The following is a 22,181-nucleotide window of genomic DNA, read 5'->3' as shown; positions in this document are numbered from 1 at the left end:
CCGACGTTGACATTTTTGTCCGCCGAGATCAATGATTGACCGTTGGGACAATTTAAAAACCGAATGGTCAACATCGTTGGTGAAATGAGGAGAACCGAAATGCTTCGTTGCCTTGGAATAGGCGCCTCGCTCTGCGTCCTGCTGGCGATCCAGCCGGCCTTTGCGGCTGAACCCGAGCAGTGCAAGGTCGTGCGCATGGCCGAGCCTGGATGGAACGACCTTGCCTTCACCACCGGCGTCACCAGCGTCTTGCTCGATGCGCTCGGCTACAAGCCGGCAAGTTCGCTTCTGGGCATCAACGTCATCTATGAATCCTTGAAGAACAATGATTTAGACGTGTTCCTTGGCTATTGGGATCCGGCGATGATCACCTACTACGAGCCCTATAAGAAGGACGGCTCGGTGGACGATGTGCGCGTCAATCTCGTCGGCGCCAAATACACCTTTGCCGTGCCGACTTACGTCTGGGAGGCCGGCGTCAAGGATTTTGCCGACCTGCAAAAGTTCGCCGACAAGTTCGGCAGGAAGATGTACGGCATCGAGCCGGGCTCGAACCAGCTGATGATGGACGCCATCGCTGATAAGTCGCTCGGCCTCGATGGCTGGCAGGTCGTCGAATCGAGTGAAGCCGGCATGCTTTCCGAGGTCGGCTACGAGATCAAGGAAAAGCGCTTCATCGTCTTCCAGGGTTGGGCGCCGCATCCAATGAACACGATGTACGACTTCAAATATCTGAGCGGCGGCGACAAGTTCTACGGCCCGAACTTCGGCGCCGCGACGGTGACGACGCAGGTGCGCAAGGGCTATCTGCAGCAATGCCCGAATGTCGGGCAGTTGCTGAAGAATCTCGCCTTCGACATTGATTTCGAAAATCTCGGCATGAGCTATCTCATCAATGACGGCATGAAGCCGGAGGAAGCCGGCCTGAAGGCGGTCAAGGAGAATCCGGATAGGCTCGGCGCCTGGCTTGCCGGTGTCACCACATTCGATGGCAAGCCCGCGCTCGACGCAGTCAAGCAGCAGCTCGGCCTGTGATATCGGCCGATCAGGCGGGCTGGAACGGCCGCAAGCGCAAGGTCGGTATCGGCAGCACTGAAGCGGCCTGCGTCGAAATCGCCGGGCAGGAGCCCGCGCTGGTGCTGGTGCACGGCTTCTCCGACACGAGCCGCAGCTTCTCGCTGCTGGCGCCGCATCTCGCCGGGCGCCGGCTTGTCATTCCAGACCTGCGCGGGCATGGCGCCTCGCCGGCCGGGACACGCGGCTTCGCCCCGGCGGATTTCGCGGAAGATGTGGCAGGTTTGATCGAGCGATTGCGGCTCGAGCGGCCGGTTCTGGTCGGGCATTCCCTGGGCAGCATGGTGGCGATCGAGGCAGCCGCGCGCTACCCCGAGATGATCGGTGGCCTGGTGCTGATGGCCGGAACGCTGCGGCCGCAGATCGGTGAGGATCACCCGATGACCATTGGTGTGCGGGCACTTCGAGACCCGATATCGCCGGCCGATCCGTTCTATGAATATTGGCATGCCTGCGAGGCCGAGGTTCCAGCGGACTTCCTGACCATGGCTGCAAAGGAAGCGTCAGCCATGCCGGCGGCACTTTGGTGCGCAATCCTGGAGCAGGTTCGGCGCGTCGATCTGACCGACAAGGCGCGCACGCTGCACCTGCCGGCGCTTGTCATTGCGGGCGGGCGCGACCTGCTCTTCGACGAAACGCACCAACGGCGGCTCCTCGAAGAAATCCCCGCCGCCGCGTTTGTAAGCGCGGTGCGATGCGGACACAACCCGCACTGGGAGGATCCGGCATTGGTTGCGGCAGCCATCGCCCGGTATTTCAAGGTCTGGAATGAAGCCGACCTCGAAGCGACCGGCAATCTGGGCTGAGAGCAGTCATGAACCTTTCCGAATACGTGGCGTTGGATGCCGTCGCCCTGGCCCGGCATGTTCGCTCGGGTGAACTGTCGGCTGTCGAGGTCGTTGAGGCGGCTATCGAAGCGATCGAAAGCATCAATCCCGCCATCAATGCCGTGACACTGATGGATGCGGACCGGGCGCTTTCCGCGGCGGCAAGCTGCAACCGGCAGGCCGCACTCGCCGGCATTCCCTTCTTGGTCAAGGACACCGGCGTCAATGTACGGGAGTGGCCGACGACGCACTCGTCGCTCTACTTCAAGGATGCCGCGCCGAAGCCCGACAGCGAGATCGTCCGGCGCTGGCGGGCCGCCGGTCTGATCTTGCTGGGCAAGACAAACACGCCTGAATTTGCCAACGACTTCGTGACTGAACCCAGCTTTCGCGGCCCTACCTTGAACCCCTGGGATCCTTCGCTGACGGCGGGCGGTTCGAGCGGTGGTGCTGCTGCCGCAGTGGCAAGCGGCATGGTGGCGGTCGCCCACGGCTCCGATATCGGCGGATCGATCCGGGTGCCGGCTGCCTGTTGCGGCGTGTTCGGCATGAAGCCGTCGCGCGGGCTCACGCCTGTCGGGCCTGGTCGAGGTCAGGTCGGCGCCGGGCTCTACGCTGAGAACGTCCTGTCCCGCACCGTTCGGGACAGCGCCGCCATGCTGGACATGACTGCCGGTCCAGAACAAGGAGCGCCTTACTCCGTGCCGAAATCGGTGCCGTCCTACCTGCACTGGCTGTCTTCCCCCGGCGAGCGTCTGCGCGTCGCGTGCCTGGCGCACCGGCCGGATGGCACGCCGGTCGCGTCCGAGATCGGGGCAAAATTCCAGGAAGCCATGATCCTCCTCGAGGACATGGGGCACGAGGTCACAGAGGCGCGTTTCCCGCGGGAAGCCAGCGCCGAAGCGGACTGGGGTATCTTCTGGATGTCGGAGGTTGCGCGGCTGGTTGGCGAGCGCGCCGACGAGATCGGGCGGATGCCGGGGGCCGGCGAAATCGAAAGCCTGACTCGTCACGCTCTCGACAGTTTTCGGCGATCCTCGGCCGCCGATTATCTCAGAGCGCTGGACCATGTGCACAGCGCTTCGCTGGCGATGGCGATGGCGTTCGATGGGTTCGACCTGATCATGACGCCGACGACGGCCGAGCTTACGCCCCGGCTTGGCGCCATCCATGGCGATGGTGCTCTCTTCGATTACGAGGCTTGGGCGAGCCGGGCCTACGGCTTTGCGCCCTTCACCGAAATCTTTAATGTCACCGGGCAACCGGCCGCCAGCCTGCCGCTTTTTCAGTCGAAGGGCGGCCTGCCGATTGGCATTCAGCTTATTGGCCGCAAGAACGACGACCACCGGCTGCTTCGTGTTTCCCTTGACCTGGAGCAGGCAACCGCATGGACGGCGCTTTACCAGGCGATCCATGCCAGACACTTTCAGGCATGAACCAGGAGGCTCCGGCGACGTAGGGGGCGTCGACGATGTTGGTTCATACCGAAATTGGGTGCTGCCCGAGCAGCGATCGCTCCGTCGGTAACAGACGCAAAACCTCCGCGGGCCTGGCGAATTCCCCTTGTACGGTCTGCTGAAGCGCCTGCCACTCCGGGGAGGCGGCCAAGGCCGCTTCGTGCCGGGCATACGCTTCGGCGCTGGCGAAACCCGTGACGCTGATGAAGACGTTTTCGCTGGCCCGCACCGGCAGCCGCGGAAAGCTGTTTTCGGCATGTTCGGTGACGAAGGCGGCCAGCGGCTGTGCGCCAAGTGCGGCAAGCACCGGAAGAGCCGCGATCTGGAAGTCCCTGGCGAAGCCGGCTTCCAGGCCCGGTCGCAGATGATGAATCTTGATGACAACAATTGTCTGCAAAGCATTGCTTGTGCTTGGTTCTTCGAGATCCGTCTGGATTGCTCGTTGCGATCCCGAGAGGTCGAAGCCGGCGCCCGGCCAGGCCGGCCTCAGCAGCAGCACGTCGTCGGAATCGATCATCGTGGCGTTGGCGGCGTCGCGCCAGGCAGCCCAGACCGGCCCGTCATAGAAGGCGGTCAGAGCGTTTTTCCGCGCTTCCATGCCGTCGAAGCCGCGCAGCCAGACGAACGTGTCCGGCCGGTCGAGATCGCGGAACTGGCCGATGATGGTCATTCCCGCGGTTTCCTGCCCCTCGACCAAGTGATTGTCGAAGATGCCGATCAGCGTCTCGCGCCGGCCGGGTTTCAGCGTGTATTGCCTGAGTTCGACGACCGGCGAGGCGAGCAGATCGGGATTAGGTATGGCGTTCAAAGGCAGGTTCATCGCGCGAGCTCCAAAACAGGACAGTCATCCTGTTTTGCAAAACAGACCGGTTGTCCTGTGTTGTCAATCTGCTATCGTGTGAAGATGTCAGCAGAGATATCCGCTCGCCCAAGGTCGCGGGCTCAAAAACGCACCAACGACCCCGAAGGCATGCGCAAGAAAGTGCTCGACGTCGCCGAGGAGGCGTTTCAGGCACGCGGCTATCATGCGTCCAGCATGGGCGACCTGATGGCGACGGCGGGCGTCACCGGTGGTGCGCTGCACCACCATTTCGCGACCAAGAAGGCGCTGGCGCTTGCAGTGATCGAGGAGCGGGTCGCCGCCGCGGTCGAAGAGATATGGATCGCACCGGTGCGGATGGCTCCCTCAGCGCGCGAGGGCGTGCGCTCCGTGTTCGCGGCCGTCGCGGCGGAGCTGGAGCGGCAAGGTTTCGTGCGCGGTTGCCCGCTCAACAACCTGGCGCATGAACTGTCGCTTGCCGATCCGGATTTCCGCATTGCCCTTGCCGGCATTTTTTCGGCCTGGCGCCAGGCGATCGCCGACAAGATCAGCGCCGACCAGCGGGCGGGACGGGAGCTGGGCACCGATCCGCAGCGCTTCGCAGCGCTCGCCGTCGCCAGCTATTCGGGCGCCATGTCGATGGCCAAGACCGCACAGGACGCAAGCGTGCTGCGCGACTGCCTGATGGCGTTGGAGCAGGGAGTTATGTCGTCCAAAACAGGAACGAGGCGACGTAGCAGGATACTGCACAGAGCCCTTTGACGCCCGCAGGACCGTCGCTCACTATGACCGAGGCGGGGAGGCCGAGCTCTTAATTCGCTAGCGGCTTGATCAGCTCGTAGCCGACCACGCTTTCGGCGCTGGTGCCCTCGTCATAGCGCCTGGCCACAACTGCCTGCAGATCGGGTGCGTAAAGCGCGGTGAACTCGTCCCGCGTCTCGCCGGCCTCGCTCCTGATCGTCTGCTTGACCGCGAGCACGGCGTATTTGCAATCACCCAGGCTGAACGTCTCCTTGCCCTTGACGTTGATCTCCAGCGTCTCGGTGGCCTTCGGCGGCTTGTTCGGTGCAAGACGGGCAAACACGATCTTGCTCTTGGCCCCCGCCTTCAGTGGGAACACCTTCCTGAGATCGGAGAACGGGATCATCGCCATCTGCCCTGTACTGCTGTCGCGAAACACTTCGATCAGACCGCCGAACAGGTACTGCGACTGCGGCGATTGCGACTGGTATTTGTTGGCAACCGCCACCATTCCGCCCGCCGCCGGACGAAATTCGCTGTGGATGCCAGGCCTTTCGAGAACGAAGCCGGCCTTGGCCGATTTGGCGTCGATGCACGCGGAGGCGTGCGCTGCGCTCGTCATCGCCAGGATCGCCATTGTCATGCCGATGGATGCAGTTTTCATGGCGTCCTCCTCTGCCCGCGCAAGTTGAATGCCGAAAGCAATGCCAGACCTGGGAGAACGTGTCGACACACTTTGCGAGCAACTGGACTGCCGGTTCGCGTCGTGCTGAATTTTAGCGCATGATGCATCGCATTTCCGCCCGACCGGTCTCCCGGCGCAGTTTCCTGATGAAGGCAGCGGCCGTTGCCGCGGCCGGCGCCGTTTCGCGCCCGGCCTTCGGCCAGACCGGGCAGCGCATTCCGCCGATCGACGCCACCTTCTTGTTTATCGCTGATGTCCATGCCTGCCGCATGGCGAACGGATTGAGCCCGCACTGCGAGCAGGAGGGCAAGACCGACGCCGCCCTGCTGCGCAATGTCGCCGCGCTCAACGGCATCGCCGACAGACAATGGCCGGCTGAAGTCAACGGCGTCGCCACCGGTCTGCATTCGACGGGCAATATCGGCACGCCGCTCGGCCTCGTCGTTGGCGGCGACATCACCGATGATGGTGGCGGCCAGATCACCCAGCCCAGCGAAGGCACGCAGCTGCTCCAGTTCAGCCAGCGCTACCAGCAGGGCGTTGGCCCCGACCGCGTGCACATGCCGGTCTATGTCGGCCTCGGCAATCACGACCTCGACCAGAACGGCCCACGCTCGCATGTCGACTGGTACCGCCGCGAAATGCGCGACTACGTCGAGGTCAATCACCGCCCCGGCGTTTTCTTCAAGCCGCCCGCGCCGGCGACCAACTACGATCTCGAGACCGATTGCTATTCATGGGATTGGGGCGGTCTGCATCTTGTCCAGACGCACCGTTTTGCCGGCGATACCGGCCATGGCGCAGTCAGCAGCCTGCCATGGCTGAAGCAGGACCTGGCGACCTATGCCGGCGACGGCCGCCCGGTCATCCTGTTCCAGCATTATGGCTGGGATAATTTTTCGATCGAAAGATGGGATGCCGCCGAGAAGACCTTCGACGACAACGGCACGGGCCCACCGCATTGGTGGAGCGAAGCCGACAGGCAGGCGCTGCTGGCTGTGCTGAAGGGCTACAACGTCGTCGGCATCTTCCATGGCCACCAGCACGCGACGCCGATGATCTACCACCGTGACGGGCTCGATTTGTTCAAGCCGAAGGCTGCCTTCATGGGCGGCTTCGCGTTGGCGCGGGTGACCGGCAGCAGCATGGATGTGGTGCTGGGCGAAGCCGCCGGAGATCATGGCGAGGTCGCCTTCACCAATGCGTACAGCAAAAGCCTGACTTTCTGACAAGCAGGAGAGGGCGCAAAAAAGGCGGCCGAGCCGCCTTTTTCTGGTTTGCGAAGAGCTCGGCGTCAAAGCGCCTTCTTCACCTTGTCCTTCACGTCGCCGTAAGCCTTCTGCATCTTGCCGGTCGCCTTGTCGACGTCGCCTTCGGCCTCGGTGCGCCTGTTGCCGGTGGCCTTGCCGGCGGTCTGCTTGACCGAGCCCTTGGCTTGCTTGGCAACGCCGGCAACCTGATCCTTGTTCACCATCTCGCATCTCCTGAACCGTTCGCCTGGAGAAACGGTCGCGGATCGCTTAGGTTCCGGGTTCGGCCCGTCGATTGCGATAGCTTCCGGCCGCGAAGCCGACAGGATAGGGTGCGCCAGGACGCCCGAACAGACAGGGGCCGGAGGGACAATGGCTGAATTCACGCTCTTCATCGGCAACAAATGTTTTTCGTCGTGGTCACTGAGGCCGTGGCTGGCGATGAAGTATCTGGAGATCCCGTTCGAGGAAGGTCTTGTGCGCCTGCGCACGCCCGAGACCGCGGCCAATCTGGCCAGGATATCGCCGACAGGCCAGGTGCCGGTGCTGAACCATCGGCTGCCGAATGGCGAGGTCCGGATCGTCTGGGAAACCCTTGCCATCCTTGAATACCTCGCCGAGCTGTTTCCTGGGAAAAAGCTCTGGCCGGCCGACATCGGCGCCCGCGCACTGGCCCGCTCGGCGGCGACAGAGATGCATTCCGGCTTTCGCGAGGTCCGCTACGGCTGGCCGATGAATTTGCGCCGGCCAAAAGGCCACAAGCCGCTCGACGCCGAAGGTGAGGCACAACGGGCGCGCATCGAGGAGCTATGGCGCGAATGCCGCGAAAAATACGGCAAAGGCGGCCCGTTCCTGTTTGGCCATTTCACCGCGGCCGACGCCATGTACGCGCCGGTCGTCACCCGCTTCGACACCTATGGCGGCACGCTGGCAACCGATACCCGCGCCTATGTCGACGCCGTGCTTTCGATGCCGGCGATGCGCCACTGGTATGCCGAGGCGGCGAAAGAGCCTTGGCCGGAGCCCGGCCCAGACGAATAGAGCCGAGCAAAGCTGGTCTTCCACTTCGCCGCCCGCGGCCTATCTGAAGATCGGGCTGGGGCCTTGGAGACTTCACAATGATATCTGTTCCTTCCGCATTGGCCGGCAAGGTTGCGCTGGTCACCGGCGCATCGTCGGGCATTGGCGAGGCGACCGCTGCGGCTTTGGCCGCCGCCGGGGCCAAGGTGGCGATTGCGGCGCGCCGGGCCGATCGCCTCGAAGCGCTGGCCGCGCGTATAGAAAAGGCCGGCGGCGCGGCGCTCCGCATCGAGGCCGACGTCACCAGCAACGATGATGTCACCGGCATGGTCGACAAGGTTGTCGACGAATGGAGCCGCCTCGACATCCTCGTCAACAATGCCGGGGTGATGCTTCTGTCGCCGGCCGCCGAAGCGGTGCTCGACGACTGGCGCCGCATGGTCGAGCTCAACCTGCTGGCGCTGATGGGGGTCACCAAGGCGGCGCTGCCGCATCTCAGGGCCGCCAAGGGTCACATCGTCAACGTCTCGTCGGTCGCCGGCCGTGTCGCCAATCCGGGGGCCAGCGGCTACGCAGCAACCAAGTTCGGTGTCGTCGGCTTTTCCGAATCGCTGCGCCGCGAAGTCTACGCCGACAAGGTTCGCGTCACCGTCATCGAGCCCGGCCTGGTGCGCACCGAGCTCGGCGACCACATCACCAATCCGGCGTTCAAGGCTGATCTGGACAAGCGGCTCGCCGCCATGGAGGCGCTGACCGCCGAGGACATCGCCGCGGCCATTCTCTACGCCGTGAGCCAGCCGCCGCACGTCAACGTCAACGAGATCGTCATCCGCCCGACCGACCAGGAACGATGAACGGCGTCGGATCTTTTCGCTACGCCTCGAATCCCGCCCGCAGGAAGTCCCCACATTCCTCGACCAGCCGCGACGGGTCCGTCGCGAGGTAGACGCCGAAATCCGCCGTCGGCGCCGGCGGCAGGTTGAAGCGTCCGTTGAGGCTTTGGCAATCGGGCGGCAGCCCCTCCTGCAGCAGAAGCCCGATGCCAAGCCCGGCCCTCAGCGCCGAGATTAGTGTCGCGAAGGTCGACACGCGGCAGCCGATCTTCCAGCCGATCCCGGCCTCGGCGAGCGAAGCCAGCATCCTGTCCTGCCAGGAGCAGGCGCCTTCGAAGATGATCAGCGGCAGCTCGACCTCGTCGTCGATCTCGATCATGCGGCTTGCCGCCCAGACCAGCTGTCGCGACAGATGGCCTCGCGGCGCCATTGTGAAGCGCGCTGGATCGGCCATGACGATGTCGCATCTTCCTTCGCCCAACGCCTTGCTGAGATCGCTGCTGCTGGCCGATGTCAGTTCGATCTCCACGGAAGGATGCCGGCGCCGGAAGTCGGCGATGATCAACGGCAGCCGCGTTACCGCCAAATCCTCGACGATGCCCAGCCGGACACGGCCGACCAGCCTGCGGCCTTCAATCTCACGCCTGGCATCGTCGCCGATCGCGATGGCCTTGCGGGCGAAGGCGAGCAGGATCTCGCCGGCCTCGGTCAGCGTCACGCCCCGCGGCGAGCGGTGCAGCAGCTCCGCGCCGACTTCGCCCTCGAGGCGCTGAAGCTGCATGCTCACCGCCGCCTGGGTGCGGGCAAGCCGATCGGCTGCCCGGCTCACCGTCCCGGTATCGGCCACGGTGACGAAGGCGCGCAGCAGTCTGACGTCGATATCTCCGGTCATAAGAATTCCTGATAGCTGTGTCAGCATTATCAGGCTATCCGAAAGCCAGATCTGAATTCAAGGTCTGCTCGCGCGAACGAAAACAGGAGCAGCCACCTTGTCCTACAGAAGAAGATTTGAGGAGTTCGGTGTCGCCTGGCCGTCGCTCGAGCGGCCCGCTTTGCCGTTCTCGCCGACGGTTCGCGTCGCTGACATCGTCTATGTCTCCGGCCAGATACCCGAGATCGGGTCGGATATCGCCGCAATCGGCCGGGTTGGCGCAGAGATCGATCTGGCTGCTGCGCGCAACGCCGCCCGGCTTTGCGCGGCCAACGTCGTCTATTGGCTGGACAAGGAACTGGACGGCAATCTCGACCGCGTCGTGAAATTCGCCAAGCTGACCGTCTATGTGAATGCGGCGGCCGGCTTTTCGGCCTATTCGGAGGTCGGCAACGGAGCATCCGAATTTCTGCTCCATGTTTTCGGCGGGCGTGGCGAGCACGCCCGCTGCTCGCTCGGCATGGCCGGCTTGCCGGCCAATGTTCCGGTCGAAGCCGACGCTATCGTGCATGTCCGCTGATGCACCCCAAAGCATGCCCTCGGGCCTGACCCGAGGCTACGCAGTCGAACCAGGAGGAGGCTTGGCTTGATAAGTGCAAATCTTGAGGGACGGAGGGCACTTGTTCTCGGCGGAGGCAAGGGCCTCGGTTTCGGCGTTGCCGAAGCGCTCGCGGCGAAAGGTGCCGAGATCATCCTGGTCGGACGAGGGGAGGCGACCCTGGATGCGGCACGGCGCGCGATCGAGGCCGCCGGCCACATCTGCTCGACCTTCAGCGCCGATCTCTCCGACAACAACAGCGTCTCCCGACTGATCCGTGCCGTCGAGGACGAGCATCAGCGGATCGACATCGTCCTGCTCAATGGCGGCGGCCCGCCGCCCTTCGCGGCCAGCGTCTTCGATGCGAGCGTCTGGGAGAAGCAGTTCACCAGCATGGTGCTGAGCCAGATGCGCATCGCCATTTCTTTCCTGCCAGGCATGCGGGCGCGGCGCTGGGGGCGCATTATCGCCGTTTCCTCTACATCCGTCCGCGAGCCGATCCCCGGCCTCACCGCTTCGAATGCGCTGCGTGCGTCGCTCGCCGGCTGGGCCAAGACGCTGGCCGGCGAAGTGGCGGCGGACGGCGTCACCGTCAACCTGTTGCTGCCGGGCCGTTTTGCGACGGACCGGACGAAAGAGTTCGACGCCATGGACGCAGCCGACAGGGGTGTCGACGCCGCCGTGATCGCCGCCGAGAGTCAGGCCGAAATCCCGGCAAAGCGTTATGGCACCCCCGCCGAGTTCGGCGCGGTCGCTGCGTTCCTGGCCAGCGACGACGCCGCCTATATCACCGGAGTGGCGTTGCCGGTGGATGGTGGACTCAGCCGCGGCATGCTGTGAGGGGCAGGTGATATGACGGCACGATTGCGTGCATCTCACAGGAACGCCCCTCGTGCCTTTTATCTGCGCGGGGGCGTCCTGTTTGTCATCCGCCTTGCTCAAGATCGCTTTTCGAGAACGGCTTTCGACATCGAAAAAAATGCCCTGGCGCCGAAATGGTTCCCGGCTGGAGCAATTCCAGGACAAGTGTGAACGATTTTCCGTCCGGATTTGCGCAAAAACAAAGAGCTCCAAGTGGTTTTTTGGCAGGCAATAGCCCGGCTTTTGCTGTCGGATTTGCCGGCGCGCCGGTCGCCGACGCGCGTCTCGGCGAGTGTCGCAAATCAAAAAATTGACACGGCGCGCAAAGAAGTCTATAAGAATTTTGTCGATGTTTGTTTGACCGACTTTTGTTATCCGCGTGCCAAGGCGCGCCTTTGACGAACTTCCCCATCAAAATCGAGACAAACGTTGTTGTGCATCCGCATGACGACGAACGAATATTTGCCATGGAAAGGGTTCGTTATGAGCACAGGCACAGTTAAATGGTTCAACGCCACCAAGGGTTTTGGTTTTATTCAGCCTGACGACGGTTCTGCCGACGTTTTTGTCCACATCTCAGCCGTCGAGCGCGCCGGAATGCGCGACATCGTCGAGGGCCAGAAGCTTGGCTACGAGATGGTCCGCGACAACAAGTCGGGCAAGATGTCCGCCGACCAGTTGAAGGCGGCGTAAAACGGAATTCAGCCTCACCGGTGACCACGGATGTACTGGCACCGGTGAATGGCTAATTCCAGCGCATGATCGCAGGGAGGCTAAGTCCCCAGTTCATGCGCATGAGAAGAGCGTCTCTTTGCGCGTCTCTCGGGATGCGCAGGCGCTCTCATGGAAGGTCAGGCGGTGCCTGGCCTTTTTCATTTTTGCGCTTCGACCGCCGAAAGAGCGCTGCTCGACGGCCCGGACGTGCTAAGAGGCTGTTTCGAAATTCGCTCTGGCGAGTCATATGGTGGTGGTTTCGAGAACCGGAGCGCAGCGGACATTTGGGCCCGTGAGCACCGGAAGCGCGTAAAGCGCCATCAGATGGGCCGTCAGAGTAGAATTTCCCAGCAATTTGAAACCGGCTGCCGTATTGCTTTGTGCGGGATCCTGGCCGAAAGACCAGTCTCGTCACCTTTTGGGCGGCGCGCTCCGAACCGGGAGAAAGACCTTGACCGAAACTTCAAAAAAAACCCGCGACCAGGCTGAATCCATCTTCAGCAAGACGCGGACCCAGTCGATGTCGCTCGACCGCATCAATTCCGAACGGGATGCCGTCAGCCAGGCCCGCGAAGCCAAGACCGCGCGGCTGCGCGAACTGCGGCTGGAAAAGGAAGCCGATGACATCGCGGCAACGGCTGCGCTCGCGGCCTCGCCAAAACGCGCAGGCAAACGCTGATGGCCACCAAACGTGTGCCTCAAAAGGCGATCGCCGCCGATTCGACCATTGCCGATGTCGTAGGCGAACTCGACAAGCCGGTCGAATATGTCCGGCGCGTGCTCGAAAAGCTCGAGCGCTGCCGGCGTGTCCACGGCGATGCCCAGGTGCGGCTCGGCGTGCGCGGCCGCGCCGAATGCCCCAATTACCTGATCGAATATGTCCGGGAAAACGCCAAGACGCACGAGCGCGTGACCTTTCAGGACGCCGCGTACAGCGGCAGCACGCATCGCGAGCTGGCCCCCCGGCACATCGAGGAGGCCAGGAACTGGTCGCCCGAAGAAATGAACATCACGGCCGTTTCGGCGCTCATCGGCCGCCTTCGCAATCCGAACGCGCCATCATCGCGTTTCTCTGACGAGGATTGATATGGCAATCAAGTTTTCCGCCAAGGGGCAACCGGCAGCACCTGCTGCCGCCGTGAAGCCGGCCAAGCCGGCCGCCGCGCCAAAAACCGGCGAAGCCGCCGAAGCGGGCACCGATCTGTTCAGGTCGCCAGCCGAAGCACCGCCGCGCAAGCCGAAGAAGAAATAGCACCCTTGCAGCAAAATGCCGGCCGGAAATCTGCGCCAAGGCTGCTTGCTCTGGCGGTCGCAGAGGATTTTTCGTCGCCACAAGAGGGCGCCGGTCCGGTTGCCTTCGATTGCCAGACTTGTGGCGCCTGCTGCGCCTACTCGTCCAGATGGCCGCGCTTCTCCACCGAGGATGACGCGCAGCTCGACCTTATCCCGCAAAAATACGTGGCTGCCGACGAAGCCGGCATGCGCTGCGAGGGCGCGCGCTGTTCGGCACTGTGCGGCGAAGTCGGCAAGTCGACCGCCTGCGGAATCTACGAGATCCGTCCCGACGTCTGCCGCGCGTGCATGCCGGGCGATGACGACTGCCTGATGGCGCGCCGGGCTCACGGACTGCCGACGCTGTAATGACAGCACACGTGCTGGCGTCCCCAGTTTAAATTTCCTCAGTCGGATGATCGAAAGTCGCTGCGGTAGAGGCCGGGCGATCTTCCGGTCAACCGTTTGAACGCCTGCGAGAACGATGGCACCGATTCATATCCCACGGCGCGCCCGATCTCGCCAATGTTCTGGTTCGTTTCCCGCAGAGCCCTGGCGGCAAGGTTCATCCGCCACCGGGTCACATAGGATAGCGGCGGCTGTCCTACCAGTTGAGCGAAGCGACGCGCGAAGGTGGCTCGAGACTGTGCCGCGCCGCTGGCAAGGGAAGCGATGGTCCAGGGATTGCCCGGCTGCTCGTGGATCATGCGCAAAGCCTGCGCAATGCCTTTGTCGCGCAAGGCGCCAAACCATCCTCCTGTTCCGAGAGGCTGATGTTCTATCCAGGCACGCAGCAAGAAGATCAACGTGCTGTCGAGAAGGCGTGGGGCGACAATGTCGTGGCCGCCGAGATTGCCTTTCGCTTCGACCTGCAGAAGTTCCAGGGCAAGCCGCAGCGGCTCGCTGGTGTCGATCTGATTCCGGGTCAAATGAATCAGCGGAGGAAACAGCGAAACCATCGGATATGGCCCGACGCCGTCGAGTGAATATCTCGCACAAAGAAGAGTTGTCGCGCCGCTCTCGCTTTTCGGTTCTGGTCCGCTCCGATTTGCGGAAAGGACGGCGGATATAGATGCCGTTGGTGCATCCAACGGATTACAAAGAGCATGTCCCACTCCGCTCGCGACAAGGATGACGTCTCCTTCGCCCAAGCGGATCGACTCCTTTTCACCGGCTAGCCGCAGCCAGCATTCGCCGTTCTGTATGACGTGGATGGCGGCATTCCTTGTCGGATCGACCGAAATACCCCACGGCCGATGCAGGGTCGCGCTGCCGATCATGGCGCTGCCAAATCGCAGCGAAGCAAGAACTTCGGACAAGGCGTCCATGAGAACCATCCTCCGACGATGAACCAGATGACGATATTAGACGATTGGATAAGAATCCAGGTGAATAGCGTATCGACCATCTCACAATCGCGACAGATTATGTTGGCAATGTCGGCGTGCGGACGCTTCTGTCCGCACCGGGCAGAAGCAGGCACCTGACGGAGCAAAACATGCGTGACGAACCATCAAATCCACTTCCAGCCAAGATTCATAGTTCGCTCGAGACCAACAAGATGATCGTCCTGGACTTCATCGACAAAGCGGTAAACCAGGGCAACATCGAAGCTGCTTCGATGCATTTTGGCGAACGCTACATCCAGCACAATCCGAACATTGCGGATGGCGCGGACGGCTTCAAAGCCTATCTGCAGCAGCTCAAACAGTCATTTCCCCTCGTGAGGGGAGAGGTGAAGCGGATTTTTGCCGAAGGGGATTTCGTCATCGTGCACATGCACGCAAAACGCGAACCGGAGGAGGAAGGCTTGGCCATCGTCGACATTTTCAGGCTGAAGGACAGCAAACTCGTCGAACACTGGGAAGTTCGGCAGCCCATCGCCGACAGCAAGCTGCACGCCAACAGCATGATCTGAATTCGCATAGGCTCTCAGGCTGGCTTGTGCCCGCACGCTTCGCTGATTACGCTGCCGGCGGCAGGGCCAACGCCGGGAGACCATCCGTGAGCATCGAATTCCTGTTGACGTCGCTGATTGTCGTGGCTTCGCCCGGCACTGGCGTTCTCTATACGCTGAGCGCCGGGCTTTCGCGTGGTGCGCGCGCCAGCATCATTGCCGCTGTCGGCTGCACGCTCGGCATCATTCCGCACATGGCGGCCGCCATCACCGGCCTCGCGGCTCTGCTGCATACGAGTGCGGTCGCCTTCGAAACGCTGAAATATCTCGGCGTCGCCTATCTTCTCTACATGGCCTGGAATACGCTGAAGGAGAAGGGCGGCCTGAGCGTCGAAGAAGATGTCGCGGCGCGATCCGCCGGCAAAATGATCGCCTCCGGCATTCTGATTAACATCCTCAATCCGAAGCTGTCGATCTTCTTCTTTGCCTTCCTGCCGCAATTCGTCAGCACCACCGAACCGCATGCGCTGTCGAAGATGCTGGAGCTCAGCAGCATCTTCATGCTGCTCACCTTCGTGGTCTTTGTCGGCTACGGCGTTTTCGCGGCGTCGATCCGCAGCCATGTCGTGTCGCGGCCAAAGGTGCTGACCTGGATGCACCGTACCTTCGCCGGAGCCTTTGTCATGCTCGGCGCCAAACTGGCGCTGGCGGACCGGTAGCTCTCGCTCTTTTGACGCAATTCCGGACGGGAAACCGTTTTCACACCCTTCCTGGAATGCTTACCGCTGCGGATCGGCCGGCCCGCCTGCGGTTTCGGAAGCCTCGCCGCCTCCGAAACCGGGCGCAGCGCGAACACCCAGCCGCCAGGCCGATGGCGGGACGCCGATCATCTTCTTGAAGGCACGGCTGAACGCCGCCTCGGACTCGTAGCCGATTTCCGCCGCCATGTTTGCGACGTTGCTGTTGCCGGTGCTGAGCAGTTCCGAGGCAATCTGCATCCGCCATTTGGCGAGATAGTGCACCGGCGGCATCCCGACGAGCCTGGTGAAGCGCTCGGCCAGCACGGTGCGCGACAGCGCGGCCTCCTTCGCCAGCGCCTCCACCGTCCAATTGTGCGCCGGCCGGTCGTGGATCAGCGCCAGCGCCTTGCTCAGATGCGGATCGCGCAGGCCCGCCAGCCAGCCGGTTTGTTGTGGCGGCAGCGACTCCACATAACGGCGCAGCACGTCGACGAACATCAATTCGCTGAGCTTGGTGAGCACCGTCTCGCTGCCCGCACGCTTTTCCGCGACCTCCGACACCGCCAGCTTGATGAACTGGCCGAGCCAGCCGCCGTCGCCTTTCACGTCTCCGGCCTTGATGACCGGCGGCAGCGCTTCGAGCAGCGGATTGAAGGGCAGCGCATCGCAAGCGAGATAGCCGCATACCAGCCGGGCCGACAGCGATCCGTCCTTGACGTAGTTGATGGGAAACGGTGTCTGGCTGGCGGCGGCGATATCCAGCACATCCGCGGTCGGCGGATCCGCGCGCAGGGCCGGATCGCTCGACATGATATGCGGATCGCTCCTGGTGAAGACCACGACTTCGCCGGCCTCCACGGGTATCGCCTCCTTGCCGATGATGCGGGCGAAGCAGCGGCCGGCCGTGAGCACGTGGTAGGAAATCAGGTGATCCGCGCCCGGCAGTATCCTCGGCAGTATCGAGGCGGGGGAGGGCGAGCAGACCGCCCAGGGGTCCTGGGCCGCGATGTCGAAAAATGTCGCGCCGGTTAGACGCACCTTTTTCAAGAGGTCAGACAGAGGGTCCCCGGCCATTCCATCCATGTCCCGTAAGTTGCGCGGCAACCCGGCGCGACATCCCTTTCGAGTTCCGGACGCGCTGTCAAGTGAGGCGGACGCCCCGTCATTCCGTTCATTGCCGGAAGCTTTAAACCCGTCGGCGCTGAGCTCTGTCTCAAATCAGGTGCTGAGCGCAGTCGAACTCAAGAAAAATGAGGATCTAAGTTATGACGATACATAAGGGCGGGTGTTTTTGCGGCGCCGTGGAAATCGAAGTGCACGGAGCGGCCGAGGCAATGGGCTACTGCCATTGCAGTTCCTGTCGTTCGTGGTCGGCGTCTCCCGTGAACGCGTTCACGCTGTGGAAGCCGGAAAACGTCAAGGTCACCAAGGGCGAGGAGTTCCTGTCCGGCTTCGAGAAGTCAAACATGAGCGACCGTCAGTTCTGCACGAAGTGCGGCGGCCATCTGATGACCGATCATCCGCCGCTCGGACTGGTCGACGTCTATGCGGCCACGATACCGACGGTGAAGTTCACGCCGGGGGTTCACGTCAACTACGCCGAGACGGTCCTGCCGATGAAGGATGGATTGCCGAAGCTGAAGGACCTCCCCGCCGAACTCGGGGGCTCGGGCGTGAGCGTGCCGGAGTAACCCGGCAATGACCTACGATTTCGAACAGCGACATCTCACGACAGGAGAATATGCATGGACATCACCACATTTCGCGCCACGCAGGAGCCGATCAAGGGTCTATATCGCAAGGATGCGCGGGCGACACTTCTTACGCTGAAGGCCAAGGGCAGTGCCGACGACTCCAAGGTCACTTGCAAGGTCGAGACAGGACGTGGGCTCGCGCTGGCGGGCATCCATCCGAAGGCCCGGGGCAGCGGGCAGGAGCTTTGTTCCGGCGACATGCTGCTGGAAGCCCTTATCGCATGCGCCGGCGTTTCGATGAGGGCGGCGGCCGCCGTCCTCGAAATACCGATCAAGTCGGCCGAAATCTCCGCCGAGGGCGACGTCGATCTTCGCGGCACGCTCGGCGTCACCGAAGGTGTGCCGGTCGGCTTCAAGGAGATCCGCCTGCGGTTCGACATCGAGACCGACGTTGCGCAAGACCGGCTGACTGACCTGCTCGAGCTCACCGATCGCTACTGCGTGATCTTCCAGACGATCCAGCGCAGTCCCAAGACCTTCGTGAAGCTTCACAAAGTCGTGCGGTAACCGCGCCCTGCCCGGAATCCTAAACTTTGGGGATTCCTGGCTGGGCCTGAGCGCGGCCTCACTGAATGCAGCTTGGCTGAATGCAGCTGGTCGCGCCAAGCGTTATCCCTTCACGTAGCCCATTGCCTCGACGATCTGCCCGTCCGCCACGCGCATCAGGTTGACGCCGCGCAGCGAATTGCCGTCGGCCATCCAGTAGCGCCAGCGGATCGTCGCCCGGTCTCCGGCGACGAAGGTTTCTTCGATGTCGAAGCGCGTGCCGGGTCCGGTCGCGATCGCCGACCACAGTTCGACGCAGGCGCCCTTGCCGATGCGGCGGCCGCCGTCCGGGGCCGGCGTGGTGTTCTCGATCACGCAGTCTTCCGCCACCAGGTCGTCGAGCGCCGATGGGTCGTGGCGCTGGAAGACGTCGTTGTAGCGCCGCATGATCTCGGCCGTTTCGGCGGAGCGTTTGGCCGCGGCGATGTCGATGATGAGTTCCTGTGTCATTGGATATTCCTTTCCCTTCAGTGATCAGTAGCGGTTTCGATGAGGCGGGCCTTGAGCGTGATCACGGCGACGCCGGCCAGCGCCCGCGATACGAGGCAGCTCTCCTTGGCCGTCTGCGCCAGCCGCTCGAAATCTCCCGCCGCCAGCCCGGCGACGCTTGCCTCGGTCTCCAGCTCGATACGGGTCAGCGTCGGTCCGGCCCCGGTGGCGCCGAGATGCGCTTTCGCGGTCGTGTGGATGCGCGCGGGGGTGTAACCTTCGCGGCCGAGAATGGCGCTTAGCGCCATCGAGAAGCAGCCGGCATGCGCCGCCGCAATCAATTCCTCCGGGTTGGTGCCGGGACCGTTCTCGAAACGCGACGGGAAGGAGTAGGCGCCTTCGAAGACGCCGCTACCTAGTCTCAGCCGACCCGAACCTTCCTTCAACGATCCCTGCCATTGAGCTTCTGCTTCACGAATGGTCATTGCGTCTCTCCTTTTAGTTTGAGGCTCGATCGAATTTTGGGGGTGAACCAGTCAGGCGCCGTCGACGACCACTTTCCCGAAGACGTCGCCTTGCTGGAAATAGCGGTAGGCGTCTTGGGCCTCGTCGAAGGCGAACACCTTGTCGATGACAGGCTTAAGCCGATGCACCGAGATGGCGCGCAGCATGGCTTCGAGGTTGGTGCGATTGCCGACGAACAGCCGGCTGATGGTGGCGAGGCTGCGCTGGTAGACCGGGCCGGGGATCTGCACCGTCCCGCCTTTCGCATCCTGTATGGTCAGAAGCACGATGCGCCCGTAAAGCGCGCAGGCGATCATCGATTGCGCGAAGGTCGGCGGGCCGCCGGTCTCGACGACGAGGTCGATGCCGCCGGTCTGCTCGCGCACCGCAGCACCCCATTCCGGCATGCCGGCTGTCGAGACGACGAGGTCGGCGCCCAGCGCCCGCAGCCGGTCCAGCTTCTCGCTGCGCGAACTGACGGCCACGACCCGGCAGCCGAGCAGCTTGGCGAATTGCAGCGCAAACAGCGCGACGCCACCTGAACCGATGACAAGAACCCATTGGCCGGGCTTCGGCATCTCGGCCGCCGTCACCGCATTCCAGGCGGTCAGGCCGGCGCAGGTCAGCGTCGCCGCTTGATGCCAGTCGAGGTGATCGGGAAGCCGCACCGCCCATTGCTCATCGAGCACCGCGTATTCGGTCAGCATCCCGTCCAGCGTGCAACCGAGCTGGTCGATCAGCCCGGCATTGATGTGGCCGTCGATCCAGCGCGCAAAATAGCTGCCGGTGATGCGGTCGCCGACGGCGAAGCGGGTGACGGCATCGCCGACGGCAACGACTTCACCGGCACCGTCGCTCAGCGGGATAACGCCCTGGCGTGGCGCCAGTGGATAGGTGCCGTTGAGGATCATCGTGTCGCGGCGGTTGAGCGAAGCGGCGCGCACACACACGGCGATCTCGTGTTGCTTCGGCGCCGGCTGCGCCTCGTCGCGCCTCACCAGGCGTTCGATTCCGCCGGTTCCTTCAAGGCGATAACTGCGCATATCGGCTTTCTCTCCCGAATATGTAGACTGATCTACATATTATGTAGACCGATTGCTATATTCGACGCAAGGCCTATAGTGTTCACTCCTGACAGAGGTTGACATGGCGAACGACACCCGGACCCGCATACTCGAGACGACGGCGCGGCTGCTGAGGCAGCGCGGCTACCACGGCACTTCGCTCAATGACATATTGAGCGCCTCGGGTGCGCCTAGAGGCTCGCTCTACTTCCACTTTCCGGGCGGCAAGGACCAATTGGTCATCGAGGTGACGCGCGACAGCGTCGACGAGGTGACGCAGAGGCTGGGCGCCGCGCTCGCCGCCGAAAGGGACCCGGCGGTGGCTGTCCACCACATCTACCAGTCGGTCGCGCGCATGCTGGAAGACAATCAGTTCACGCTCGGTTGCCCGATCGCGCCCGTGGTGCTGGACTCGCCGGCAGACATGCCGGAGTTGGCCGAATTGTGCCGCTCGGCTTTCGAGCAGTGGATAGGCTTGCTCAGGGCCGCCTTCGTCAGGGCAGGGGTGCCCGAGCGCCGCGCGCACGCGCTCGCATTGCTGGTCGAATCATCGCTGGAAGGGTTGATGGTGATCGCACGCGCCACCCACGACCGTGCCCCTGTGCTGGCAGTAGCCGATGAAGTCGCGGCGCTGATTGAGGGTGCATTGCCTGCCAAAATCTCACCCTCGCGGCGGATTGACGCCGCCGTCTGAGCGGGCAAACCGCTAAGCAAAGCAAACAAAAAGGGCGACCTCTCGGCCGCCCTTTTCGTATCTGAAGGTAGATGGGCTGGACTAGAAATCCATGCCGCCACTCAAGCCCGCTTGCGGGCTTGAGCAACGTGAGTTCATGGGCGTGCTTTATGGACTTCTTAGAAGTCCATGCCGCCACTCAAGCCCGCTTGCGGGCTTGAGCAACTTGAGTTCATAGGCGTGCTTTATGGACTTCTTAGAAGTCCATGCCGCCCATGCCGCCCATGCCGCCGCCGCCCATGCCGCCAGGCATGCCGCCGCCAGCCGACTCCTTCTTCGGAGCCTCCGCGATCATGGCTTCGGTGGTGACCAGGAGGCCGGCGACCGAGGCCGCGTCCTGCAGAGCCGTGCGCACAACCTTGACCGGATCGACGATACCCATGGCGATCATGTCGCCATATTCGCCGGTCTGGGCGTTGTAGCCGAAGGTCGCGCCCTTGTTCTCGAGGATCTTGCCGGCAACGATCGATGCTTCCGCACCGGCGTTGGACGCGATCTGGCGGGCCGGAGCCTGCAGCGCGCGACGCACGATGGCGATGCCCGCGGTCTGGTCGGAGTTGGCACCGGTTGCCTTGATGGTCAGCGAGGCACGCAGCAGTGCGACGCCGCCGCCGGGAACGATGCCTTCTTCGACGGCCGCGCGGGTCGCGTTGAGGGCGTCATCGACGCGGTCCTTCTTTTCCTTGACTTCCACTTCGGTCGCACCGCCGACGCGGATCACGGCAACGCCGCCCGCCAGCTTGGCGAGACGTTCCTGCAGCTTCTCCTTGTCGTAGTCCGAGGTGGTCTCCTCGATCTGCTGCTTGATCTGGGCGACGCGGCCCTGGATCTCGGCCTTCTTGCCGGCGCCGTCGACGATGGTGGTGTTCTCCTTGGAGATCGACACCTTCTTGGCGCGGCCGAGCATGTTGAGGCCGACATTCTCGAGCTTGATGCCGAGGTCTTCGGAGATGACCTGGCCACCGGTGAGAATGGCGATGTCTTCCAGCATGGCCTTACGGCGATCACCGAAGCCCGGCGCCTTGACGGCAGCGATCTTCAGGCCGCCACGCAACTTGTTGACGACCAGCGTCGCCAAGGCCTCACCTTCGACGTCTTCGGAGATGATGACCAGCGGCTTCGAGGTCTGCACGACAGCCTCGAGGATCGGCAGCATGGCCTGCAGGTTGGAGAGCTTCTTCTCGTGGAGGAGGATGTAGGCGTCTTCCAGATCCGCAACCATCTTTTCGGCGTTGGTGACGAAGTAGGGCGAGAGATAGCCGCGGTCGAACTGCATGCCTTCGACGACTTCGAGCTCGGTCTCGGCGGTCTTGGCTTCCTCGACGGTGATGACGCCCTCATTGCCGACCTTCTGCATCGCTTCAGCGATCATCGAGCCGACCGAAGCATCGCCATTGCCGGCGATGGTGCCGACCTGGGCAACCTCTTCCGAGGTCTTGATCTTCTTGGCGTTCTTGATCAGCGTCGCGACGACGTCGGCGACGGCGAGGT

At 62.9% G+C, this 22,181-nt stretch carries 30 protein-coding genes; 20 read left to right on the top strand and 10 right to left on the bottom strand.

Annotated elements, in window-relative coordinates:
• The first annotated feature begins 99 nt into the window (after positions 1-99).
• The 3 genes from choX to NKH17_RS21870 are packed head-to-tail and all read left to right on the top strand — an operon-like array spanning position 100 to position 3,337.
• Positions 100-1,035 carry a choline ABC transporter substrate-binding protein gene (gene choX / locus NKH17_RS21880; protein ID WP_352508868.1) on the top strand — a complete coding sequence of 312 codons (936 nt, stop codon included), beginning with the start codon at positions 100-102 and terminating at the stop codon, positions 1,033-1,035.
• Entirely contained in the window at positions 1,032-1,880 is an 849-nt protein-coding gene (locus tag NKH17_RS21875) for an alpha/beta fold hydrolase (RefSeq protein WP_352896796.1), read from the top strand. Before choX ends, NKH17_RS21875 begins: the two co-directional genes overlap by 4 nt.
• An 8-nt stretch (positions 1,881-1,888) precedes the next feature.
• Positions 1,889-3,337, top strand: coding sequence for an amidase (locus tag NKH17_RS21870; protein ID WP_352896794.1), 1,449 nt, complete (start codon positions 1,889-1,891; stop codon positions 3,335-3,337).
• 43 nt (positions 3,338-3,380) lie between these two features.
• Here the strand turns inward: NKH17_RS21870 and NKH17_RS21865 are convergent, their stop codons facing one another.
• Entirely contained in the window at positions 3,381-4,178 is a 798-nt protein-coding gene (locus NKH17_RS21865) for an NIPSNAP family protein (protein ID WP_352896792.1), read from the bottom strand.
• A 150-nt stretch (positions 4,179-4,328) separates the two neighbouring features.
• On the opposite strand from NKH17_RS21865, the gene NKH17_RS21860 reads away from it, so the two are divergent.
• Positions 4,329-4,940 (top strand): LmrA/YxaF family transcription factor, encoded by a 612-nt coding sequence (locus NKH17_RS21860; protein WP_352896791.1) that lies wholly within the window; start codon positions 4,329-4,331, stop codon positions 4,938-4,940.
• A gap of 49 nt (positions 4,941-4,989) precedes the next feature.
• On the opposite strand, the gene NKH17_RS21855 is transcribed toward NKH17_RS21860, so the two are convergent.
• Complete coding sequence (locus NKH17_RS21855) at positions 4,990-5,583, bottom strand: hypothetical protein (RefSeq protein WP_352896789.1); 594 nt, start codon at positions 5,581-5,583, stop codon at positions 4,990-4,992.
• 119 nt (positions 5,584-5,702) lie between these two features.
• Between NKH17_RS21855 and NKH17_RS21850 the strand changes: the two genes are divergently transcribed.
• Positions 5,703-6,833: a metallophosphoesterase gene (locus tag NKH17_RS21850; protein WP_352896787.1), complete on the top strand. Its 1,131-nt coding sequence runs from the start codon at positions 5,703-5,705 to the stop codon at positions 6,831-6,833.
• Positions 6,834-6,898: 65 nt separating this feature from the next.
• Here the strand turns inward: NKH17_RS21850 and NKH17_RS21845 are convergent, their stop codons facing one another.
• Positions 6,899-7,078, bottom strand: coding sequence for a CsbD family protein (locus NKH17_RS21845; RefSeq protein WP_254820647.1), 180 nt, complete (start codon positions 7,076-7,078; stop codon positions 6,899-6,901).
• A gap of 148 nt (positions 7,079-7,226) precedes the next feature.
• Between NKH17_RS21845 and NKH17_RS21840 the strand changes: the two genes are divergently transcribed.
• Both NKH17_RS21840 and NKH17_RS21835 read left to right on the top strand, forming a co-directional pair.
• Positions 7,227-7,895 (top strand): glutathione S-transferase family protein, encoded by a 669-nt coding sequence (locus tag NKH17_RS21840; RefSeq protein ID WP_352508861.1) that lies wholly within the window; start codon positions 7,227-7,229, stop codon positions 7,893-7,895.
• Between the two features lie 77 nt (positions 7,896-7,972).
• Positions 7,973-8,728, top strand: a complete 756-nt coding sequence (locus NKH17_RS21835; protein WP_352896784.1) for an SDR family NAD(P)-dependent oxidoreductase — start codon at positions 7,973-7,975, stop codon at positions 8,726-8,728.
• A gap of 19 nt (positions 8,729-8,747) precedes the next feature.
• Here the strand turns inward: NKH17_RS21835 and NKH17_RS21830 are convergent, their stop codons facing one another.
• Positions 8,748-9,599 (bottom strand): LysR family transcriptional regulator, encoded by an 852-nt coding sequence (locus tag NKH17_RS21830; protein ID WP_352896782.1) that lies wholly within the window; start codon positions 9,597-9,599, stop codon positions 8,748-8,750.
• Between the two features lie 97 nt (positions 9,600-9,696).
• Here NKH17_RS21830 and NKH17_RS21825 point away from each other — a divergent pair, with 97 nt between their 5' ends.
• The 8 genes from NKH17_RS21825 (at position 9,697) to NKH17_RS21790 (ending at position 13,392) form a co-directional block, all read left to right on the top strand.
• Positions 9,697-10,158 carry a RidA family protein gene (locus NKH17_RS21825; protein WP_352508858.1) on the top strand — a complete coding sequence of 154 codons (462 nt, stop codon included), beginning with the start codon at positions 9,697-9,699 and terminating at the stop codon, positions 10,156-10,158.
• A gap of 66 nt (positions 10,159-10,224) precedes the next feature.
• Entirely contained in the window at positions 10,225-11,016 is a 792-nt protein-coding gene (locus tag NKH17_RS21820; protein WP_352896780.1) for an SDR family oxidoreductase, read from the top strand.
• A 234-nt stretch (positions 11,017-11,250) separates the two neighbouring features.
• Positions 11,251-11,436, top strand: a complete 186-nt coding sequence (locus tag NKH17_RS21815) for a hypothetical protein (RefSeq protein WP_352896778.1) — start codon at positions 11,251-11,253, stop codon at positions 11,434-11,436.
• A gap of 84 nt (positions 11,437-11,520) precedes the next feature.
• Positions 11,521-11,730: a cold-shock protein gene (locus NKH17_RS21810; RefSeq protein ID WP_010915421.1), complete on the top strand. Its 210-nt coding sequence runs from the start codon at positions 11,521-11,523 to the stop codon at positions 11,728-11,730.
• 472 nt (positions 11,731-12,202) lie between these two features.
• Positions 12,203-12,430, top strand: coding sequence for a hypothetical protein (locus NKH17_RS21805; protein ID WP_352479329.1), 228 nt, complete (start codon positions 12,203-12,205; stop codon positions 12,428-12,430).
• A complete protein-coding gene (locus tag NKH17_RS21800) occupies positions 12,430-12,837 on the top strand; it encodes a hypothetical protein (RefSeq protein ID WP_254820653.1) in 408 nt (135 codons plus the stop codon). The genes NKH17_RS21805 and NKH17_RS21800 overlap by 1 nt, the downstream gene beginning before the upstream one ends.
• Before the next feature lies 1 nt (position 12,838).
• A complete protein-coding gene (locus NKH17_RS21795) occupies positions 12,839-13,003 on the top strand; it encodes a hypothetical protein (RefSeq protein ID WP_023722752.1) in 165 nt (54 codons plus the stop codon).
• A 50-nt stretch (positions 13,004-13,053) separates the two neighbouring features.
• The gene (locus NKH17_RS21790) at positions 13,054-13,392 is read left to right on the top strand and encodes a YkgJ family cysteine cluster protein (protein WP_352896938.1); all 339 of its coding nucleotides are present in this window, start codon (positions 13,054-13,056) and stop codon (positions 13,390-13,392) included.
• A gap of 38 nt (positions 13,393-13,430) precedes the next feature.
• Here the strand turns inward: NKH17_RS21790 and NKH17_RS21785 are convergent, their stop codons facing one another.
• Positions 13,431-14,351 (bottom strand): AraC family transcriptional regulator, encoded by a 921-nt coding sequence (locus tag NKH17_RS21785; protein WP_352972240.1) that lies wholly within the window; start codon positions 14,349-14,351, stop codon positions 13,431-13,433.
• Between the two features lie 116 nt (positions 14,352-14,467).
• Between NKH17_RS21785 and NKH17_RS21780 the strand changes: the two genes are divergently transcribed.
• Entirely contained in the window at positions 14,468-14,941 is a 474-nt protein-coding gene (locus NKH17_RS21780) for a nuclear transport factor 2 family protein (RefSeq protein WP_352896776.1), read from the top strand.
• An 86-nt stretch (positions 14,942-15,027) separates the two neighbouring features.
• On the top strand, positions 15,028-15,639 hold the full coding sequence (locus NKH17_RS21775) for a LysE family translocator (protein ID WP_352896774.1): 612 nt from the start codon (positions 15,028-15,030) through the stop codon (positions 15,637-15,639).
• 60 nt (positions 15,640-15,699) lie between these two features.
• On the opposite strand, the gene NKH17_RS21770 is transcribed toward NKH17_RS21775, so the two are convergent.
• On the bottom strand, positions 15,700-16,743 hold the full coding sequence (locus NKH17_RS21770; protein ID WP_352896772.1) for an AraC family transcriptional regulator: 1,044 nt from the start codon (positions 16,741-16,743) through the stop codon (positions 15,700-15,702).
• A gap of 182 nt (positions 16,744-16,925) precedes the next feature.
• Here NKH17_RS21770 and NKH17_RS21765 point away from each other — a divergent pair, with 182 nt between their 5' ends.
• Entirely contained in the window at positions 16,926-17,351 is a 426-nt protein-coding gene (locus NKH17_RS21765) for a GFA family protein (RefSeq protein ID WP_352896770.1), read from the top strand.
• A gap of 54 nt (positions 17,352-17,405) precedes the next feature.
• Positions 17,406-17,921 carry an OsmC family protein gene (locus NKH17_RS21760; RefSeq protein ID WP_352896768.1) on the top strand — a complete coding sequence of 172 codons (516 nt, stop codon included), beginning with the start codon at positions 17,406-17,408 and terminating at the stop codon, positions 17,919-17,921.
• Positions 17,922-18,023: 102 nt separating this feature from the next.
• Here the strand turns inward: NKH17_RS21760 and NKH17_RS21755 are convergent, their stop codons facing one another.
• Genes NKH17_RS21755 through NKH17_RS21745 form a run of 3 tightly spaced genes read right to left on the bottom strand, consistent with a single transcriptional unit; the run spans position 18,024 to position 19,936 of the window.
• Positions 18,024-18,410 carry a nuclear transport factor 2 family protein gene (locus NKH17_RS21755; protein WP_352896766.1) on the bottom strand — a complete coding sequence of 129 codons (387 nt, stop codon included), beginning with the start codon at positions 18,408-18,410 and terminating at the stop codon, positions 18,024-18,026.
• A 17-nt stretch (positions 18,411-18,427) separates the two neighbouring features.
• Positions 18,428-18,874, bottom strand: coding sequence for an OsmC family protein (locus NKH17_RS21750; protein ID WP_352896764.1), 447 nt, complete (start codon positions 18,872-18,874; stop codon positions 18,428-18,430).
• Between the two features lie 51 nt (positions 18,875-18,925).
• Entirely contained in the window at positions 18,926-19,936 is a 1,011-nt protein-coding gene (locus tag NKH17_RS21745) for a zinc-dependent alcohol dehydrogenase family protein (protein WP_352896762.1), read from the bottom strand.
• Positions 19,937-20,039: 103 nt separating this feature from the next.
• Between NKH17_RS21745 and NKH17_RS21740 the strand changes: the two genes are divergently transcribed.
• A complete protein-coding gene (locus NKH17_RS21740) occupies positions 20,040-20,651 on the top strand; it encodes a TetR/AcrR family transcriptional regulator (protein WP_352802565.1) in 612 nt (203 codons plus the stop codon).
• A 235-nt stretch (positions 20,652-20,886) separates the two neighbouring features.
• On the opposite strand, the gene groL is transcribed toward NKH17_RS21740, so the two are convergent.
• A partial coding sequence (groL, locus tag NKH17_RS21735; protein WP_352972234.1) for a chaperonin GroEL occupies positions 20,887-22,181 on the bottom strand: 1,295 nt, incomplete at its 5' end.

This window comes from Mesorhizobium sp. M1334 (assembly GCF_040317995.1).
Classification (GTDB): Bacteria; Pseudomonadota; Alphaproteobacteria; order Rhizobiales; family Rhizobiaceae; genus Mesorhizobium.
The sequence above is the reverse complement of the archived record's forward strand: the minus strand, read 5'-3'. Positions and strand labels throughout refer to the sequence as shown.

Coding starts and splice junctions, on each gene's coding strand:
- NKH17_RS21755 (WP_352896766.1), bottom strand. CDS start 18,410: ATGACACAGGAACTCATCATCGACATCGCCGCGGCCAAACGCTCCGCC.
- NKH17_RS21840 (WP_352508861.1), top strand. CDS start 7,227: ATGGCTGAATTCACGCTCTTCATCGGCAACAAATGTTTTTCGTCGTGG.
- NKH17_RS21800 (WP_254820653.1), top strand. CDS start 12,430: ATGGCCACCAAACGTGTGCCTCAAAAGGCGATCGCCGCCGATTCGACC.
- NKH17_RS21850 (WP_352896787.1), top strand. CDS start 5,703: ATGATGCATCGCATTTCCGCCCGACCGGTCTCCCGGCGCAGTTTCCTG.
- NKH17_RS21860 (WP_352896791.1), top strand. CDS start 4,329: ATGCGCAAGAAAGTGCTCGACGTCGCCGAGGAGGCGTTTCAGGCACGC.
- NKH17_RS21870 (WP_352896794.1), top strand. CDS start 1,889: ATGAACCTTTCCGAATACGTGGCGTTGGATGCCGTCGCCCTGGCCCGG.
- NKH17_RS21745 (WP_352896762.1), bottom strand. CDS start 19,936: ATGCGCAGTTATCGCCTTGAAGGAACCGGCGGAATCGAACGCCTGGTG.
- NKH17_RS21810 (WP_010915421.1), top strand. CDS start 11,521: ATGAGCACAGGCACAGTTAAATGGTTCAACGCCACCAAGGGTTTTGGT.
- NKH17_RS21760 (WP_352896768.1), top strand. CDS start 17,406: ATGGACATCACCACATTTCGCGCCACGCAGGAGCCGATCAAGGGTCTA.
- NKH17_RS21865 (WP_352896792.1), bottom strand. CDS start 4,178: ATGAACCTGCCTTTGAACGCCATACCTAATCCCGATCTGCTCGCCTCG.
- NKH17_RS21765 (WP_352896770.1), top strand. CDS start 16,926: ATGACGATACATAAGGGCGGGTGTTTTTGCGGCGCCGTGGAAATCGAA.
- NKH17_RS21835 (WP_352896784.1), top strand. CDS start 7,973: ATGATATCTGTTCCTTCCGCATTGGCCGGCAAGGTTGCGCTGGTCACC.
- NKH17_RS21785 (WP_352972240.1), bottom strand. CDS start 14,351: ATGGACGCCTTGTCCGAAGTTCTTGCTTCGCTGCGATTTGGCAGCGCC.
- NKH17_RS21770 (WP_352896772.1), bottom strand. CDS start 16,743: ATGGATGGAATGGCCGGGGACCCTCTGTCTGACCTCTTGAAAAAGGTG.
- choX (WP_352508868.1), top strand. CDS start 100: ATGCTTCGTTGCCTTGGAATAGGCGCCTCGCTCTGCGTCCTGCTGGCG.
- NKH17_RS21845 (WP_254820647.1), bottom strand. CDS start 7,078: ATGGTGAACAAGGATCAGGTTGCCGGCGTTGCCAAGCAAGCCAAGGGC.
- NKH17_RS21830 (WP_352896782.1), bottom strand. CDS start 9,599: ATGACCGGAGATATCGACGTCAGACTGCTGCGCGCCTTCGTCACCGTG.
- NKH17_RS21740 (WP_352802565.1), top strand. CDS start 20,040: ATGGCGAACGACACCCGGACCCGCATACTCGAGACGACGGCGCGGCTG.
- NKH17_RS21750 (WP_352896764.1), bottom strand. CDS start 18,874: ATGACCATTCGTGAAGCAGAAGCTCAATGGCAGGGATCGTTGAAGGAA.
- NKH17_RS21855 (WP_352896789.1), bottom strand. CDS start 5,583: ATGAAAACTGCATCCATCGGCATGACAATGGCGATCCTGGCGATGACG.
- NKH17_RS21795 (WP_023722752.1), top strand. CDS start 12,839: ATGGCAATCAAGTTTTCCGCCAAGGGGCAACCGGCAGCACCTGCTGCC.